The organism is Salinibacter pepae, assembly GCF_947077775.1.
Lineage (GTDB): Bacteria > Bacteroidota > Rhodothermia > Rhodothermales > Salinibacteraceae > Salinibacter > Salinibacter pepae.
In genome coordinates this window covers 1159253-1175491 of record NZ_CAMTTE010000001.1, presented here as the reverse complement: position 1 = coordinate 1175491, position 16239 = coordinate 1159253, and the positions used below count along the sequence as shown (strand labels likewise).

Here is a 16239-nt window from a genome sequence, read left to right as displayed (position 1 = left end):
CGAAGCCTTTGGGGTTTTCTCGCCACAGGCCGTATCCTGAGGAGCGTCCGCTAAAAATCCAGCGCTTCGGGCGGGGAACGCCCCTCTGTTCGTGTGTTCTACGTCGCTTTCGACCGTTGTGATGTCCGTCCGCCTCGCGCTCAGTGTTGCCGCCGCACTCGTCCTGTCCCTGACCGCCTGCTCGACCGACGCCCCCATGACCACAACCTCCCCCGACGGCGGCCTCACCATTGGCGTTGAGTTGCAGGACGGGCGTCCTTACTACCACGTGGCGGCCGACGGCGACTCGCTCGTCGCGGCCTCGCCCCTCGGCTTCGAGCTAGACGGGGAGGCGCCCCTGCGCGACGGGTTTGAGGTGGCCGGGACGACCCGGCGCACGGTGGACACGTCGTGGACGCCCGTGTGGGGCACACAGGACTCGGTGCGCAACCACTTTTCCGAACGCACAATTCGACTGCGGGAGACCGACGCGCCGAAGCGGCGGCTGACCCTCGTCCTGCGGGCGTACAACGACGGGGTGGCGTTCCGCTACCGCTGGCCCGAACAGCCCGCCCTCGACGCCCTCCGCATCGCGTCGGAGGAGACGCAGTTCCGCCTCACGGCGGACCACACCGCCTGGTGGATTCCCGACGACTACGACAACTACGAGTGGGTCTACCGCGAGACGCCACTCAGCGCCATCCGCGACAGTGCCTCAAAAATCAGCTACAACTCGTACCTCGAAGAGGTGGACGGGGGCGCGCCCGACACGAGCGAGAAGGAGGCTGCCCCCGGCACCGTCAACCCGCCGCTCACGCTGCGCAGCCCGGACGAGACGCGGTACCTTGCCCTCCACGAGGCCGCCCTCACCGACTACTCGAGCATGACACTGCGGGCCGACGCCGAGACGCCCACCACCCTGCACACCAACCTCGTGCCCTGGCCCGACGGCGTGAAGGTGAAGGCGCGCGTGCCCCACCAGACGCCCTGGCGCGTGATTCAGGTGGCCGACCGACCCGGCGGGCTGATCGAGTCGCACATTCTGCAGAACCTCAACGAGCCCTCGAAGATCGAGGACCCCTCCTGGATCGAGCCGATGACGTACGTCGGCATCTGGTGGGGCATGCACATCGACAAATACTCGTGGGGCCGCAACGGCGTCCACGGCGCCACCACTGAGCGGACGAAGCGGTACATGGACTTCGCCGCCGAGCACGACATCGACGGCGTGCTGGTGGAGGGCTGGAACCTCGGATGGGAGACCTGGCTTGGGGGCGACGAGTTCAACTTCACCGAGTCGTACCCCGACTTCGACCTCCAGGAGGTCGTGGACTACGGCGAGGAGCGAGGGGTGGCGCTCGTGGGCCACCACGAGACCGGGGGCGACATTCCCGCCTACGAGCGTCAGCTGGACGACGCCTTTGCGCTGTACGACTCGGTGGGCGTGCCTGCCGTGAAGACCGGCTACGCGGGCCCCATCCGGCCCGAGGGCGTGCACCACCACGGCCAGCAGATGGTCAACCACTACCGACGGGTCGTGAAAACCGCCGCCGAGCACGAAATTGTGCTGGACGTGCACGAGCCGGTCATGGGCACGGGCATCGAGCGCACCTGGCCCAACATGATGACGCGGGAGGGCGTGCGCGGCATGGAGTACAACGCGTGGGCCGAGCCGAGCCCGCCGTCGCACACCGTAACCCTGCCCTTCACGCGCATGCTGGCGGGGCCCCTCGACTACACGCCCGGCGTCTTCAACCTCACCCCCGAGGAGACGATGCCGGACCACCGCGTGCTCACCACGCTGTCGAAGCAGCTGGCGAACATGGTCGTGCTCTACAGCCCGGTGCAGATGGCGGCCGACCTCGTCGAGAACTACGAGGGCGAAGAGGCCGTCGCGTTCATCGAGCGCGTCCCCGCGGACTGGGCGGAGAGCCACGTCCTCGACGCCCGCATCGGCGAGCACATCTCCATCGCCCGCCAGGCGGCGGAGGGGGAGGCCTGGTACATCGGGACGACCACAAACGAGGAGGCGCGAACCGTCGAGGTCCCGCTCGATGTCCTCGATGACGGACAGGCCTACGTGGCCCACGTCTTCGAAGACGCCCCCGACGCCGACTACCGAGAAACCCCCCACGCCTACCGCATTCGCCGCGGCCTCGTCACGGCGTCCGATACGATTGAGGCCGATCTGGCGCGGGGCGGGGGGCAGGCGGTGATCCTAGAGCCCGCGACGGAGGGCCAGCAGGAAGAGTACGACGCGCTGGAGTAGGGGAGATTTCGTATTGCGTCGGGAAGACAGTCGCGCAGTACGCACCACGCAATACGCACCACAGACGCGTTGTCCGTTCTGCCGCGCCGCTGTAGTGCTCCTTCCAGCCCTCGATGCTCTCCTCGGAAATATTTTCGATCTCGCTGGCGATGTCTTCGATCGAGGAGCGGATGCCGTCTAGCTCCTGCTTTACCATCTCCTGATTTTCCTCCTCGGGCAGGTCCATGTTGATGGCGGCGAGCTTGTTTTTGAGCACGTCGGACAGCATCTGCTGAATCTCGCGGATGGACTGTCGGCGCACCTGGCGCTGGCGCCGCCGCACGGCCCAGAAAATGAATCCGTGCACGACGCCGATGCCGACGGCAATGACCGCGATCAACCGCCAGAAGACCGGGCCGGACGGGCCGGAGGCGTACCCGATGCCGAGGATGATGCCGAGGCCCGCGGCACTGAGCCAGAGTTCGATGTGCTTGACGAAAGAGGACGGCAGTCGCTCCAACATGACGAGGGCACAGAAATTGAGCAAAGCGATGTCGCGGTGCGCAACACTGTCCCGCAGATTCTCGGCCATCGTTGCGGCACGACAGGGGAGGGGCCCGAACGGAGAGGCCGAAGCGGCCCCGTCCCCGAGGCAGACGTCGCCAGTCGGAGGGGAGCGAGTTGTAATACCGAGGGGGCCGCGGGGCAGCGAGGCGGGAGGGGGACACCTGTCGGCCAGACGACCATCTGGCCAAAAGGGACGGGCAAGGTGGGATCAATACTTTAGGCCGAAGGAGACAAACAGGCGGCGCCCCGGCAGGGTGCGTCGGACCGGGGCGGGGCCCGCACCGGTCGGGTCGAGGCTCCAATCAAACGCATTGTGGCGGTCGAATACGTTCACGAGGTTCAGCCGAGCCTCGAGGGTGAAGGTACGGAGACGGGTCTCCGCCGAGAGGCCGAGGTCGAGGCGCGAGAAGGGTGAAAGGACCTGGTTGCCGGGCCGAGTCAGGTCGTATGAGAGATCACGGGTGTCTCCCGCGAGGGCGAGGTAATCGTAGTAGGCGCGCCGCAGGGCCCACGGACGCTCCCAGGTGCCCTGCCAGTGGGCATGGGCCTCAAGGCCTTCGGCGAGCGACACGTCGAGGTCGGTGGTGAGACGGACCGGTTGGGACCACGGGGCCGGGACCGACCGGCCGCCAAATCGGCCCGGGTAGCGGCGCGTCACGCGGCTCCACTCGGCACTGGCACTTGCCGAAACGCGTTCGCCCTGACGCTGCACGTGAACGGCCCCGCCGTAGGCACGCCCACGGCCTGCGGCCATGAAAGCAGACTGGTCCCCGAATCGACGAACGTCCCCCGACGTGCTGCCGATCGGAGAGTGCACGAGTCCGGTGTAGTCAATGTGGAGGGTGCGCGGTTGCCACTTGTGATACAACTCGAGGCGAGCCGTCCACGGGTCTGAGGGCGTAAGCAGGACGGATCCGGCGGTGTGGAGCGCCCGCGGCGGGGCGAGGGACCGGTCGATGGGCAACCAGAACTGCACCGATGGCACGACGGACGTGGGACCAGTGCCACTGATTTCGGACTGCATCATGTACTGCCGGTAGAGGCCGCCGGCCAGGCGCACGGCCACCCCGCCCAGCGGGGTGGAGGCCCGGTCGTACCGCAGGGAGAGCCGCGGCTCGGCGTAGACGGTGCGCCGCGGTGCGACGTACGTGAGGCGCGTGCCGGCAGTGGCGGTCCAACGGAGCCCGAGCGACGTCTCGGCCTCCAGGTAGCTCCCCATCTGCCAGGCGCTCGTCTCGTGCGCGATGGCCCCGAGGAACTGATTTCGTGTCCGAAACGCGCCGCGGTGATGACGAGGCTCCAAGGCGGCTCGGAGGCGGACATTCGGGGTCAGGCTCGCGTCGGCCTCGATCCGAAGTCCCCATTCTTCGATTTCGTTTCCCTCTCCCGAATGAGGGCCCGCCCGCAGGTCGAATGACGGAGGGGTGAGTGTGCCTCCCTCCTGCACGGTTGAGTCTCGAAATCCGTAGAGCGACTCGGCGTCGTGGCGGCTTCCCCAAAGCTGGGCGCTCCCCGTGACACGACTCCCCACGACCCACTCGTATCGACCCTGAAGGGCCGTATTGGTCCAGTTGTACCGTTCACGGGAGAGCAAGCGGCGATCCTGACCCTCTGGAGTCGACAACGTCGTCGCCACGTCTGTACTGAGCCGGGTGGAGCCGTGATGCCCCGACACGTACAGCTCCTGGAAGGGCGTCAGTTCCTGCCGGACCGCCGCGTGGAGGTCGGAAAACTGAGCGTGCGGCGCCTGAACCTGGTTCGATGACGATTGGAGTCCGTTCGTGCCTCCGGGCCACGTGGCGGTGAGAATAGGATCGAGGGCCGTGCGCGAGTTGAGGAGGCGCCGCAGCGAGGGGGTGCGGTAAATGTCCCACAGACTTCGGCGAGCGGCCACCATGGCGCGACCGGTTCTCGTCCCCGACTCATTCCAGCTGGCCTCAGCCCGCCCATTTGCACTGACGGGGTCGAGGGTGGCCGCGGCGTAGGCCGTACCGGAGCGGGACAGATCGTGGGTGGCCTCCAGCACGCCGGCGGTGTAACTACCCTGGGCCACGCCGAAACCGGTCTTGTGAACCGTCATTCGCTCCAGGGCTTGTGGGCTGAAGGCGCCCAACAGACCGCCCAAGCTAACGGGCTCCCGCACGGGGGTCCCATCGAGCAAGGTGACTTGCTCCCCGCCGTCGCCGCCCTGAATGTTGAGCTCGGCAAGCGGACGATTGAGCGACACCCCTACACGTTGGCCGGCGGCACGAATCACGTCCGGGGTGCCCGCACTGGAAAGGCGCCTGAGCCCAGACGCATTTACGGCGGACTTGCCGAGGCGGGCGGAGGGCAGGCGCCGCTGCAGGCCGTCCACGACGATGGGCTCGGTGTCCAGCACCCGCCGCGAGAGGGACACTCGGATCGTATCACGACCGTCGGGAGGAACCCGCACGCTGTCGACGGCCGTGCGGTAGCCGACGTACGTCACGACGAGGCGGTGCTTGCCAGCTAGGACGGGAGCCACAGTAAACCGCCCAGCCTGATTCGTGGCTGTTCCCGTCCCGGCGTCGGCGAGGAGGACGTTGGCGTTCGGGAGGGGCTCCCCGGTGGCCGCGTCCACCACCCGGCCGGCGACGCGGCCCACGGGCGGGGCTGTCCGGCGCGACTCGACGAGAAGGTAGCTGCCGCTGGCCGTGCGGAGGTAATCGACGCCCGTCCCGCTAAGGATGCAGGAGAGCAGGGTCTCCACCGGCACCTGCTGCGAGCGGCAGTAGACCGAGCGGCCCTTGACGAGGTCCGTCGAGTAGGCGAGGTCGGCGTTGGTGTGGGCCACGAACCGCTGCAGGGCGGTCTTGAGGGGGACGTCGCGGAGGGCAATCGTGTACGTGGCGGCCGAATGGGTCGAGTCTGGCGCCTGGGCCTGCACCGGCGCCGCTCCGGCGAAGAGAAGCCCAAGAACCAGACACAGCCCTGGTGTGCTCCACCAAGCAGGGGGAGGAGACAACCCCGAAGTAACAAATGAAGTGAAGCCACCTTGCATTATGGGAATTAGCTGGTTGCGCAAGGGCGGGCGAGAAGGGGCTACTCAGTCCCGAACCAGCTCGTATCCCTGGCTCGTCTCGCGGTAGGTGAGGCCCTGTACGATGCAAACGTCGCGGAGCACGTCCTCCAGGCGAGCATCTCGGGCGTAGTGGAGCGTCATCGTGTCGGTCTTGGCCGCAGGCACCCTAAGGCGGAGCGACACGCCGAAGCGGAGCTCCAACTCGCGCAAAATGGCCGGGAGCGACGCCTCCGCCAGTCCGAAGCCGCCGGTCCGCCAGGCCTGCACGTACTTGAGGTCGGTGGGGGTCGGGGCGCTCGGGGGGGCGTTCCGCCCGGACACTCGGCTCGCCTCGCCGCGCTCATCGAGCACGACCGCTCCGGTCTCCGAGGAGGTTCCCGCGACCCGTACTTCGCCGCTGGCAACGGCCACGCGGGTCTCCGGTGTGTCGTCCTGCGGACGGGCATGAACGTGAAATTCGGTCCCGAGCACCTCCACCTGGGCGTTTGGAGTCTCGACCCGGAAGGGCCGGTCCCCGTCCACAACGGAGAAGAAGGCCTCCCCTTCCAGCCGAACCTCGCGGGCGGAGGCCTCTACCAGTGGAAGCGTGGAGAAGCCCCGCGCATATTCGATCGTCGTGCCGCCGTTCAACTCGACGGTCGAGCCGTCCGGCAGGGCGACGGAGGTGCGCTCCCCGGCCGCCGCGGTTACGGAGGCCGGCTGGCTCCACCACAGGGCACCGCCCCCGACGAGACAGAGCACGAGCGCCGCGACCGTTAGGACCTGCGTCCGGCGCGGGCGCCAACCGGCTGCGGAGCCCGGAGCCCGAGCGGGGCGGTCGTGGGCCCGGCGCGACGGGGAGGACGTGTCGGAGGGCCCCCCCTCCGCGTCGGCAGCGTTGAGGTCGAGGCGGCCGGCAAGCTGGTCCCATTCCTCATCTACGTTGTACGCATCGGCCCGCTCATCGTCGGTGCGCTGTAGGAGGCGCCAGATGCGTTCATCGTCCTGCTTCTCGTCGCCACCGTCGGCCGGGTCGTCAGAATGGGAAGAAAGCGAGGGCATATCCATGGGCGATCGGGAAGCCATCAAGGGGCAAATAGTGACGTCTGCGTCCGTCTCTCGTTCAGAGCGCGGAGTCACGGCTCGGACCGTACATCTGGACGGTATTCACCAAGACGCTCGCGCAGGGTACGCATGGCCCGGACGATGTGGTTGTTGACCGTGTTTGGCGACACGTCCATGATCTCGGCGATCTCGTCGTGACTGAGGTCCTTCTGCCGGCGCAGCGTCAATGCCTCACGCTGCCGGTCGGGCAGTTCTGCGATCCATCGTTCGAGCAGGGACCGAAGCAGATCGGCGTCGAGGGTCTCGTCCGGAGCGGGCGGGGAGGCATCGGGATGGGCGTCCCGCACGTCCTGCTCATTATCGCGGCGTACCGCCTCGTCGCGCTGATGGTTGTACACGCGATTTCGGGCCATCTGGAAAACGTAGGCCCGAAGCGAGTCGACCGTGTCCATCCGGTCGCGAATCGACCAGAGCTTCGCAAATGTGTCCTGCGTGATGTCGTGGGCGAGAGCCTCATCCTGCACCATGCCGCACACGAAGCGAAAGACCGGTTCGGAGAGCCGCCGAAAAATGCGCTCGAAGGCCGCCTCGTCACCCGTCCCAAGACGGTTCCGCAAGACGTCGAAGGAGAGCTCGTCGTCTTCCGGGGGCGAAGCACCCGCCCGCGGCGCAGCGCCGGGCCGGGGCGTCGAATCCTCAGACGAGGAGGGAGGCATCGTCATCGGAAGGGCGAAACAGCAATGGATGAAGAACCACCGAGAGGAACTCGTCGATCACAAATCGTCCGACCCAATAAGCACGTCTATAAGCATTCGTTAGACCCGTACGATCTTAATTACAACCACCCACAGCAATGAAAATAATGTAACAAGACTTCTCTTCGTAGACGAGAGCACACCAAGACGCCGATTCTCCTCCCACTCCGTGAGCTTCGATCATAAAAAACGCCGGATCTCACCCCCTACGTGAGGGAGGAGATCCGGCGTGGCCACAGGTCGATGGGGGTCTTCTCCTTGAAGGAGAAGAAGGCCCGTGGAACATTGGTCAATGTACGTGAAAGCGCCTTTAGTAGCCGCCGCTTCCCCCGCTGGAGCCCACGTCACCCTGAGAGACGATGTTCTGCAGGTTGGCGGCACTCCCGTGCACGTTCACGTAGATGCCGTCGCTGTTGAAAGCGTCGTTCGGCACAATTTGGCTGCCTCGCGCCGCGGGATCGGACCCGTCCACCGGGCTCAGGTACGCCTGAATGGCTCCCCCTGAGCCGTAGATGTGGGCCGGGTGGGAAACGGTGGCCTCCTGAAGCGATCCCTGCGTCGGTCCATCCTCAAAATCGCCGTCGCCATCCGGGTCGAGCCGGACAGTGACGAGGGTCTGATCGGCTGTGAGCTCCAGAAGCTGCAACTGACCGGGCACGCCGTTCGAAAAGGCGCCGTTGTTGGACTGGGCGGTCAGCTCTTTCGTGTTCGTCGTCGGGTTATTGACCAGCGAGAGTCCAGCCCCGAGTGTGCCATTCTCAGATCCGATTTGGAGCTTCTGGCCCTCAACGGTCGTGACGCTCTCGCGCCCCTCCAGGTCGCTGGCGGTGAGCACCTCCCCCTGCACGACGTGGAAGTTCAAGAGGTCCCGAAGAAGGTCCGGGTTGTTGGTCAGGCTTTCCACGTCGACGTTGTCGAACGCCGGATTGGCCGGGGCAAAGACCGTAAAGGTGGCATTCTCATTGCCAAGGATTTCGGCGAGATCCCGCGGCCTGGAGCGCGGAGGCGAGGGTGCCAAGGTCGTTGTCGTTACTGACAACCTGGATTATTGAGAATTGCGGGTTCGTCGTCCATTGGACGCAGGAATGCAGTGACACAGGAATGCAGTAACGAAAGTGATCGGAAGCAGGCCCGTCGGTCCGAGAGGACGCACGGGGTAGAAACACGAGCAGGCAAAGGGCCCCCCCGACACGTAGTCGGACGGTCCCTTTGCCGGTTCGTGTGGTACATGATGCCAGGCGGGGATGCACTGTTATCCCTTGGTATTAGCATCCCTTAGTATCCGCCGCCGCCCCCACCTCCACCGCCGCCCCCGCCGCTCCCGTCGCCGCCACTGGCATTGGCGCCGATGTTGCCTTGGGCGACGACATTGCCAAGCTTCGCGGCACTCTGGTGAACGTTAACGTAGCCGTCGAAGCTCGTCAGATTGTCGTAAGAGCGGTCGACGAGCTTGCTGCTCCGAGCCGCAGAGTCGGTGCCGTCAACAGGGCTGAGGTAGATTTCGATGCCCCCTCCCGATCCGGCGGCGCCGTTGTGGATGTGCGCCGGGTGGGATACGCTCGCTCCCGTTGCATCGTCCTCGTACTGCCCGTCACCGTCGACATCGAGCTTCCAGGTGACGATTGTCATTCCGTTGGTCACCTCGTTAAACGTAACTTGGCCCGGAATGCCGTCCGGAGCGACGCTGCCACCGTTTGAGTTGGCGGACAGTGAGTACGTCTTTGATTGAGGGTTGTCCACTACGTTGAGGCCTTCGCTAGTCTGGCCGTCGGCGTTGGCCCCAATGTTGCCCTGCGCGACGACATTGCCGAGGTTCGCAGCGCTCTCGTGGATGTTGATGTACCCGTCGAAGCTCGTCAAATCGTCGTAGGGGCGGTCCACGACCCGGGCGCTCGTGCCGCCTCCACCAGTGCCGTCAATCGGACTAAGGTAAATCGCAATGTTGCCCCCTGATCCGGCAGCGCCGCTGTGGATGTGCGCGGGATGCGAGACGTCCGTGTCTGTGATCCCACCGTCGAGTTCAAGCGTGACGAGCGTCTGGTTGGGGCCGAGTTCCCGAAACGTGGCCGTGGCGCCCACGCCGTTGGAGAGCGCCCCGTCGTTGGAGTTGGCCGACAGGTCGTAGCTCACTTGGCGGAGAGGCTGATCTGCATTCATCCCCGAATCGCTGCTGTCACAGCCGACCAGCACCCCGAGGGCCAGTGGAAGAAGGCAGAGGATTGGGAGGGTGGAAGTACGGAAGACGTCCATGAGACTAAACTTGGTGTGTATCCGAAAGAACATGGGTTAAAGTGTTAAGAGGCTCCTCCATCCCGGAGCCTTCGCTGTTGCAGCCTACGAGGACGGGCCCGAAGACCAGCAGTGCCATCCAGAGACCGATCGTCCACCGGTTCTCTGGAAGAACAGATTGAGGGAGGGTGAATCACATGGTGGCGGGATTCGTGTCGGTCAAAGGGCTGCACATAGGCCAACCTTCTGTTTGCAGCCCCACGACACGGAGGAGACAACCAATACCCATCGGAGAATGAAACAGGAGCGTAATAGGAGGACCGACCAAGTCTTTTTCCGTCGGTCGTTGGCCAATGCGTCCGTTCGGTCTTGCGTTGACGAATCCCGTGCTACCACCTACCTTCATGGAGCAATTCCCTGCCCCAACTCTCTTGCATGACCCTCCCCCCTCATATGAATGCCCCCGACGACGCCCCCGCCGACTCGTCCTCCGGTGACGCCCGCTACGAAGACCTGGAGCGCCGCCGCGAGGAGGCCGCCAAGGGGGGCGGGGAGGCGCGCATCGAGCGCCAGCACGAGAAGGACAAGCTGACGGCCCGCGAGCGGCTCGACATCTTGCTCGACGACGACTCGTTCGAGGAACTGGGCACGTTCGTGCGTCACCAGGAGACCAACTTTGGCCTCGACGAGAACCGGCCCGCCGGCGACGGGGTGGTCACCGGCTACGGCACCATCCACGGCCGCCTCGTCTACGTCTTCAGCCAGGACTTCACCGTCTACGGCGGCTCGCTGGGCCGGGCGCACGCAGACAAGATCGTCAACGTGATGGAGAAGGCGCTCGAAAACGGCGCGCCCGTCATCGGCCTCAACGACTCCGGCGGCGCGCGCATCCAAGAGGGCGTGAAGAGCCTCGGGGGCTACGCGGACATCTTCAAGCTCAACACGGAGGCCTCGGGCGTCGTCCCGCAGATCTCGGCCATCATGGGGCCGTGCGCTGGGGGGGCGGTCTACAGCCCGGCGATTACCGACTTCACCCTCATGGTGGAGGACTCCAGCTACATGTTCGTGACGGGGCCGAACGTGGTGAAGACGGTCACGCAGGAGGAGGTAACGGCGAACGATCTGGGCGGGGCGCGCACCCACGCCACCAAGAGCGGCGTGAGCCACCTCACCTGCAGCAACGACGTGGACTGCCTCCGCCGCATCCGCACACTCATGAGCTACCTCCCGCAGAACTGCGAGGAGGACCCCCCACGGGTGCCGCGCGAGGAGGTGGAGAATGCGCACGACGGGGACGCACTGGACGCGCTGGTGCCGGAGGACCCGAACCAGCCCTACGACATGCGCGATGTGATCCGGCACCTCGTGGACGCGGACGACTTTTTTGAGATCCAGCCCGACTTTGGCGAGAACCTGATCACGGGCTTCTCCCGCATCGGGGGGCGGCCGGTGGGCATCGTGGCCAACCAGCCCGCCGTGCTGGCCGGGACGCTCGACATCGACGCCTCGATCAAGGGCGCCCGCTTCGTCCGCACCTGCGACGCCTTCAACGTGCCGCTGCTCGTGATGGAGGACGTGCCCGGCTTTCTTCCCGGCACCGACCAGGAGTGGAACGGCATCATCAAGCACGGGGCGAAGCTGCTCTACGCCTTCTGCGAGGCCACCGTCCCCCGCATCACCGTCATCACGCGCAAGGCGTACGGCGGGGCCTACGACGTAATGAACTCGAAGCACATCGGCGGCGACCTCAACTTTGCCTGGCCCACCGCCGAAGTGGCCGTGATGGGGCCGAAGAGCGCCGTCGAGATCATCTACCGCGACGAGCTGGACGATGCGGACGACGCGGAGGCGGCAAAGGACGACTTCGTGGAGCAGTACCGCGGCCGCTTCGCCACCCCCTACGTGGCGGCGGAGTACGGCTACGTCGACGACGTCATCAAGCCCAGTGAGACCCGCGAGCGCCTCGTCCGCGGGTTCGACATGCTGGAGAACAAGGTGGTCAACAACCCGCGCAAGAAGCACGGCAACATGCCGCTGTAACAAGCAGTGCGGCTGGCATTGTCCCCCCTGGTCCAGAGGGATCAGGGGGCCGGGTTCGCATCCGTTTGTACGAGCTCCTCTTTCGCGGCCCGCCGCAACTGCTTGATCGCGTACTCCCGCTGCATGGCGGCGGACTGGCTGTCGTACGACTCGACGTGCACGAGCGTCACTGGTCGTCGTCCGCGGGTGTACTTGGCCGCGGTGCCGTCGTTGTGTTCGTCCACCCGCCGCTCCACGTCCGTCGTGTAGCCGGTGTAGTAGGTGCCGTCGCTGCACTCGATGACGTACACGTAGTGCCCGCCGGCGGACGCTTCATTCGTCGAGGACAAAGGGGACATGGGAGCGAACTATGATCTTGGGGGGGCGCGTTTGGTCGTCCAGGAATTCTGATGTATGTTGGCCGTGTAAATCTAGTGTCACCTCCTCCACAAAGCTCCGACGCAACATGGTCACCGCAATCGTTCTGCTCGACACCAAGCGCGGCAAAGTCAACGAGGTGGCCGACGCGCTCGCGGCCCTCGACGGCATCACGGAGGTCCATTCCGTGGCGGGGCGCGTCGACCTCGTCGCCATGTTGCGCGTCGCCGAGAACGAGGCGCTCGCCGACCTCGTGACGAACGAGATTCGTCAGGTGGAGGGCATCACCGACACCGAGACGCTCATCGGCTTCCGCGTGCACTCCAGCCACGACCTGGAAAACATGTTCGGGGTCGGGATGGACTAATTTGGAAATGGGCGAATGGGGGAGAGGGCGCGGGGAGGAATCGGGATCGTCGACTCCCCATCCCCCTCTTACCTCTTACCCGTTTCCCACGAAGAAGACGGCGTTGGCGAAGAGCATCTGCCCGTTGTACCAGAAGCCCCGGAAGAGGGGGTTGTCGACGAAGTAGGTCACCTGGCCGTCCCCGAGTGGCTGCGTGCCGAAGAGGAACGTGTCGTCAATGGCCCGCTGCGCCTCGTGGCCCATGAAGCCGTCGACGGGAGCCGGGGCCTCAAGGGCGCCCACGGTGTGGCCGGAATCGAGGTACGCGAACGCGTCGTCGTTGCGCTTGAGCGTGAAGTACGGAGGCTCAAGGCCGAACCCGAGCGGATGGGAGTCGTCCAGCCGCACGCGATGAATGCTGCCGGGGGTGGCGCCGGACAGGCGCCGCCGCGTCTGGGCGTCGTAGGACGTGAGCGCGTCGTCCCCGGCCGCGTCCGTGGCGTCGGCCGTTTTTCGGGTGAGGGCGTACGCGCCCTGGTCCGCGAGGGCGTCGGTGGCGGCGCCCATGGCGATGAGGCGCCCACCCTGCCGCACCCAGCCCGTGAGGGCCTCCGCCCGCGCGTCGGTGAACCACTCGCCGTACCGCCCGTCCGGGAGCACCAGCACGTCCACGTTGTCCAGCATCGAGGCCTCAAAGTCGTCGGCCGGCAGGAGCGTGACGGGATAGTCGAGCTGCCGGTCGAAGAAGTGCCACACCTCCCCAGCGCGGGACGGGCTCGTGGGGGCGCCCGAGAGGGCGGCCACGTGCGGGGCCTCCACGAACCCGACGTTGTCGGACCCGAAGTCCGGCCCCTGTGCGGTAAACCCGGTCGAGGCGCCGTGGAGCGACTGGTCGTGGGCCTCGGCCAGCCGGCGCACCGCCGCGTCGAAGCGGCCGGTCCGGTTCGTATTTCCGGCACGGGTGAGGATGAGGGCGCCTGGTTCGAAGGAACGATCGTCCACCGTGAACGACTCCGTGGCGAACCGGAGGCGAAGGCCCTCGTCGAGCAGCGCCGCCGCGAAGCGGGCGTCGGCCCGGCTCGTCCAGGGGGTGACGTAGGCGTAGGGGGCGTCCGTGTCGCCGGTCATCGACGCGGGCGAGGCCGGGGCGGCGTTGGTGTCGGGGGCAATCGACTCCGGAAGCGCGAGGGCCTCCAGGCCGTAGGCGTACGGCAGGCTCCAGGCGGTGATGTCGTACGTCAGGGAGTCGACGATGGTGGTCGTCGGTTCCAGGAGCACTTTCGCGAGGCGGGCCTTCGGCTGGGCCGCATTCACGAGGAGGTCGCCCTCCTGGAGACGCGCCTGCTCGGTCTCGCCGCGGCGGTAGCTGCGCCCGCGCACCGTTTGCGGGTCCGTGACGTAGCCGTAGCGGATGCGTTGTCGGTCGAGGTGGTCGGCGAGGGCCGCGAGCCGGTGCCCCTGCGCGTCCCGTCGCACGACGTAGGTCCGGTACTCGCCGGGCGGGGCCTCCTGGGCCGACGCGTAGTAGTCCGCAAACTGCTGGACCACCCGCTCGTGGTGCTCGGCCGTGGCCTCCACGGTGGAGAGGCCGGTGGTGTGGTGGCGGCGGAGGCGGTCGAGCAGCGTGAGCGTATCGCCCTCGGCGGTCACAATGGCGCGCCCGGCCCGGCCGGAGCCGCCCTGCTCGTAGGTCATGCCGATGGCGCCGTTGAAGAGGGGCCACGTGTCGCCGTAGCCGGGATAGAACAGGTCGAAGACCTCCTCGGTGAAGTAGAGCCAGCCGTTCTCGTCGAAGTAGTCGGCGTGGTTGCGGCCGATGGTAAACTGAAAGTCGCGCTGCCACTCGGTCAGGTTTTCGTGGTAGGGGGCGGCGCCGGGGGCGAAGTAGTACGGCTCGTTCACGCCCATCTCGTGGAAGTCGACGTGCACGTGCGGCATCCAGCGGTGGTAGGCGTCGAGCCGGTGGCGCGTCTCCGGTTGCGTGCCCCAGGCCCAGTCGCGGTTGAGGTCGAAGTAGTAGTGGTTCGTGCGGCCGCCGGGCCAGGGCTCGTGGTGCTCCCGGGCGGCGGGACGGGCGTTGGGCTGGTCCCCGGTCATGCGCTTGTACCACTGCACGTACCGGGCGCGGCCGTCCGGATTCAGGAGCGGATCAAGCAACACCACCGTGTTGCCGAGCCAGGTGCCCGTCCGCTCGTTTTGGGGATTGCCGAGGGCGTAGAGGGTGCGGAGCGCCGCCTCGGTGGAGACGGACTCGTTGCCGTGCACCCCGTAGCTGAGCCAGACGACGGCGGTGGGCTCGGCCTGAGGGGGGCCGTCGGCCAGCCCGGCGCGCCTCCGGTTGTCCCGACGAAGCGTCTCGATGCGGTCGTGGTTCTCGGGGGCGGTCACAGTGGCGAGAAGGAGGGGACGGCCCTCCACCGACGTCCCGTACCGGCGGTGGGCCACCCGGGGCGAGTGCTCGGCCACGTGCCGCACGTAGTCCACGACCCGGTGGTGCGGCGTAAACTGCTCCCCGAGCGCGTAGCCCAGGAAGGTGGCAGGGGACTGCAGGGCGTCCGACGGCTGGGCCAGGGCCGTGACGGGGAGAACCAGAAGGGCACAAACCGCGAGGCCGAGGCGGGGGCGAACGGCAGGGCGCATGGTGGGGGGAGCGATAAGAAGAACGGGCGGTGCGCCCCCACAACAAACGACGACGGCAGGGCACTTACAAGGGGGACGGACAAGGGGGACGGACACGAACGAGTCGCAGGCGGAGCGAACGGACCCCGTGGCTCCCCGTATCGTTTTTTCGAATCCAACTCCTCGAAAAACATCCCCGACAATGGCCGACATCGACATCACCCGCTCGCATTCTCTGGGGCGCGACGACGGCCGCGCGGCCGTCGGGCGCGTCGCCGACAAGCTCGAAACGGAGCTCGGGGTCGACGCCGAGTGGACGGGCGACACGCTGCAGTTCAGCGGGCAGGGGGCCGACGGCCACATTGAGGTGGAGGCCGACGCGGTGCACGTTGCCATCAACCTCAGTGCCTTCCTGCAGCCGATGCGCAGTCGGGTCCAGGCGGAGGCCGAGGACTACCTGGACCAGTCCCTGCAGTCGCAGGCGTAGGGGCCGCCGGTCATTCGGCGTCCCCGCTCGGGGGCCAGAGGCCGAGCTCGCGGCGTACGGCCACAATCTGTCCGACGTGGTAGGCGGTGTGGTCGGCCACGAGCATGACCTCTCGGAGGTACGTGTGCTCGTCGCTGGACGGGACCGTCTCGTAGAGGTCGATCGTCTCGTCGGTGACGAGATCGCACAGGGCCTCCTGGTCCGCCTGCACCTGGGCCACGGACGCGTCCCACGCTGTGGGGGTGGAGGGGGCCGGCGCATCGGGCCAGTAGTCGTGGGGCCAGTCGCGCGCCTGATAGTCCGGCGCGCGGCAGTAGTCGAGAATGTCGCGCTGGGCGCGCCGGATGTGCTCGGCGAGCTCCCACACCGAGTACGGCAGGGATTCGGGACGGTCGCCGCGACGCTCCGTGGGCGTGTGGGCCACGGCGTCCGCGAACGTGCAGTGGGCCTGTCGGGCGGTGAGGAGGTCCGTGAGGTGGGAGCGGAGGGCGGCGTTCGAATCCATGAGGTGGGAAACTGCTCGCT

General features: G+C 66.6%; 13 protein-coding genes. 4 read left to right on the top strand and 9 right to left on the bottom strand.

Features of this window, described 5'->3' with window-relative positions; all coding sequences use genetic code 11:
* Positions 1-121 precede the first annotated feature (121 nt).
* Positions 122-2248 (top strand): glycoside hydrolase family 97 protein, encoded by a 2127-nt coding sequence (locus OJA40_RS04920; RefSeq protein WP_263810052.1) that lies wholly within the window; start codon positions 122-124, stop codon positions 2246-2248.
* Here the strand turns inward: OJA40_RS04920 and OJA40_RS04915 are convergent.
* The 6 genes from OJA40_RS04915 to OJA40_RS04890 form a co-directional block, all read right to left on the bottom strand.
* A complete protein-coding gene (locus OJA40_RS04915; protein WP_263810051.1) occupies positions 2139-2819 on the bottom strand; it encodes a hypothetical protein in 681 nt (226 codons plus the stop codon). The genes OJA40_RS04920 and OJA40_RS04915 overlap by 110 nt on opposite strands.
* A gap of 183 nt (positions 2820-3002) precedes the next feature.
* Positions 3003-5780 (bottom strand): TonB-dependent receptor, encoded by a 2778-nt coding sequence (locus tag OJA40_RS04910; protein ID WP_263808642.1) that lies wholly within the window; start codon positions 5778-5780, stop codon positions 3003-3005.
* 81 nt (positions 5781-5861) lie between these two features.
* Positions 5862-6878, bottom strand: coding sequence for a FecR family protein (locus tag OJA40_RS04905; RefSeq protein WP_263808643.1), 1017 nt, complete (start codon positions 6876-6878; stop codon positions 5862-5864).
* A 74-nt stretch (positions 6879-6952) separates the two neighbouring features.
* On the bottom strand, positions 6953-7603 hold the full coding sequence (locus tag OJA40_RS04900) for an RNA polymerase sigma factor (protein ID WP_208425938.1): 651 nt from the start codon (positions 7601-7603) through the stop codon (positions 6953-6955).
* Positions 7604-7946: 343 nt separating this feature from the next.
* Positions 7947-8654, bottom strand: a complete 708-nt coding sequence (locus OJA40_RS04895; protein WP_263808644.1) for a fasciclin domain-containing protein — start codon at positions 8652-8654, stop codon at positions 7947-7949.
* Positions 8655-8911: 257 nt separating this feature from the next.
* On the bottom strand, positions 8912-9886 hold the full coding sequence (locus OJA40_RS04890) for a CHRD domain-containing protein (protein ID WP_263810050.1): 975 nt from the start codon (positions 9884-9886) through the stop codon (positions 8912-8914).
* A 432-nt stretch (positions 9887-10318) separates the two neighbouring features.
* Here OJA40_RS04890 and OJA40_RS04885 point away from each other — a divergent pair, with 432 nt between their 5' ends.
* Entirely contained in the window at positions 10319-11905 is a 1587-nt protein-coding gene (locus tag OJA40_RS04885; protein WP_263809344.1) for an acyl-CoA carboxylase subunit beta, read from the top strand.
* 41 nt (positions 11906-11946) lie between these two features.
* Here OJA40_RS04885 and OJA40_RS04880 read toward each other — a convergent pair whose 3' ends face one another.
* The gene (locus OJA40_RS04880; RefSeq protein WP_208425935.1) at positions 11947-12243 is read right to left on the bottom strand and encodes a GIY-YIG nuclease family protein; all 297 of its coding nucleotides are present in this window, start codon (positions 12241-12243) and stop codon (positions 11947-11949) included.
* Positions 12244-12350: 107 nt separating this feature from the next.
* Between OJA40_RS04880 and OJA40_RS04875 the strand changes: the two genes are divergently transcribed.
* Positions 12351-12629 (top strand): Lrp/AsnC family transcriptional regulator, encoded by a 279-nt coding sequence (locus tag OJA40_RS04875; protein ID WP_103016613.1) that lies wholly within the window; start codon positions 12351-12353, stop codon positions 12627-12629.
* A gap of 75 nt (positions 12630-12704) precedes the next feature.
* On the opposite strand, the gene OJA40_RS04870 is transcribed toward OJA40_RS04875, so the two are convergent.
* The gene (locus OJA40_RS04870) at positions 12705-15248 is read right to left on the bottom strand and encodes a M14 metallopeptidase family protein (RefSeq protein ID WP_263809345.1); all 2544 of its coding nucleotides are present in this window, start codon (positions 15246-15248) and stop codon (positions 12705-12707) included.
* Between the two features lie 181 nt (positions 15249-15429).
* On the opposite strand from OJA40_RS04870, the gene OJA40_RS04865 reads away from it, so the two are divergent.
* Positions 15430-15714 (top strand): polyhydroxyalkanoic acid system family protein, encoded by a 285-nt coding sequence (locus OJA40_RS04865; protein WP_208425933.1) that lies wholly within the window; start codon positions 15430-15432, stop codon positions 15712-15714.
* 10 nt (positions 15715-15724) lie between these two features.
* On the opposite strand, the gene OJA40_RS04860 is transcribed toward OJA40_RS04865, so the two are convergent.
* Positions 15725-16219, bottom strand: a complete 495-nt coding sequence (locus OJA40_RS04860) for a DinB family protein (RefSeq protein WP_263809346.1) — start codon at positions 16217-16219, stop codon at positions 15725-15727.
* Between the last annotated feature and the right edge of the window lie 20 nt (positions 16220-16239).

Excerpts from the sequence above, each read along its gene's own strand:
- OJA40_RS04880 (WP_208425935.1), bottom strand. The coding sequence starts at position 12,243 with ATGTCCCCTTTGTCCTCGACGAATGAAGCGTCCGCCGGCGGGCACTAC.
- OJA40_RS04870 (WP_263809345.1), bottom strand. The coding sequence starts at position 15,248 with ATGCGCCCTGCCGTTCGCCCCCGCCTCGGCCTCGCGGTTTGTGCCCTT.
- OJA40_RS04875 (WP_103016613.1), top strand. The coding sequence starts at position 12,351 with ATGGTCACCGCAATCGTTCTGCTCGACACCAAGCGCGGCAAAGTCAAC.
- OJA40_RS04915 (WP_263810051.1), bottom strand. The coding sequence starts at position 2,819 with ATGGCCGAGAATCTGCGGGACAGTGTTGCGCACCGCGACATCGCTTTG.
- OJA40_RS04890 (WP_263810050.1), bottom strand. The coding sequence starts at position 9,886 with ATGGACGTCTTCCGTACTTCCACCCTCCCAATCCTCTGCCTTCTTCCA.
- OJA40_RS04900 (WP_208425938.1), bottom strand. The coding sequence starts at position 7,603 with ATGACGATGCCTCCCTCCTCGTCTGAGGATTCGACGCCCCGGCCCGGC.
- OJA40_RS04860 (WP_263809346.1), bottom strand. The coding sequence starts at position 16,219 with ATGGATTCGAACGCCGCCCTCCGCTCCCACCTCACGGACCTCCTCACC.
- OJA40_RS04920 (WP_263810052.1), top strand. The coding sequence starts at position 122 with ATGTCCGTCCGCCTCGCGCTCAGTGTTGCCGCCGCACTCGTCCTGTCC.
- OJA40_RS04905 (WP_263808643.1), bottom strand. The coding sequence starts at position 6,878 with ATGCCCTCGCTTTCTTCCCATTCTGACGACCCGGCCGACGGTGGCGAC.
- OJA40_RS04885 (WP_263809344.1), top strand. The coding sequence starts at position 10,319 with ATGAATGCCCCCGACGACGCCCCCGCCGACTCGTCCTCCGGTGACGCC.
- OJA40_RS04865 (WP_208425933.1), top strand. The coding sequence starts at position 15,430 with ATGGCCGACATCGACATCACCCGCTCGCATTCTCTGGGGCGCGACGAC.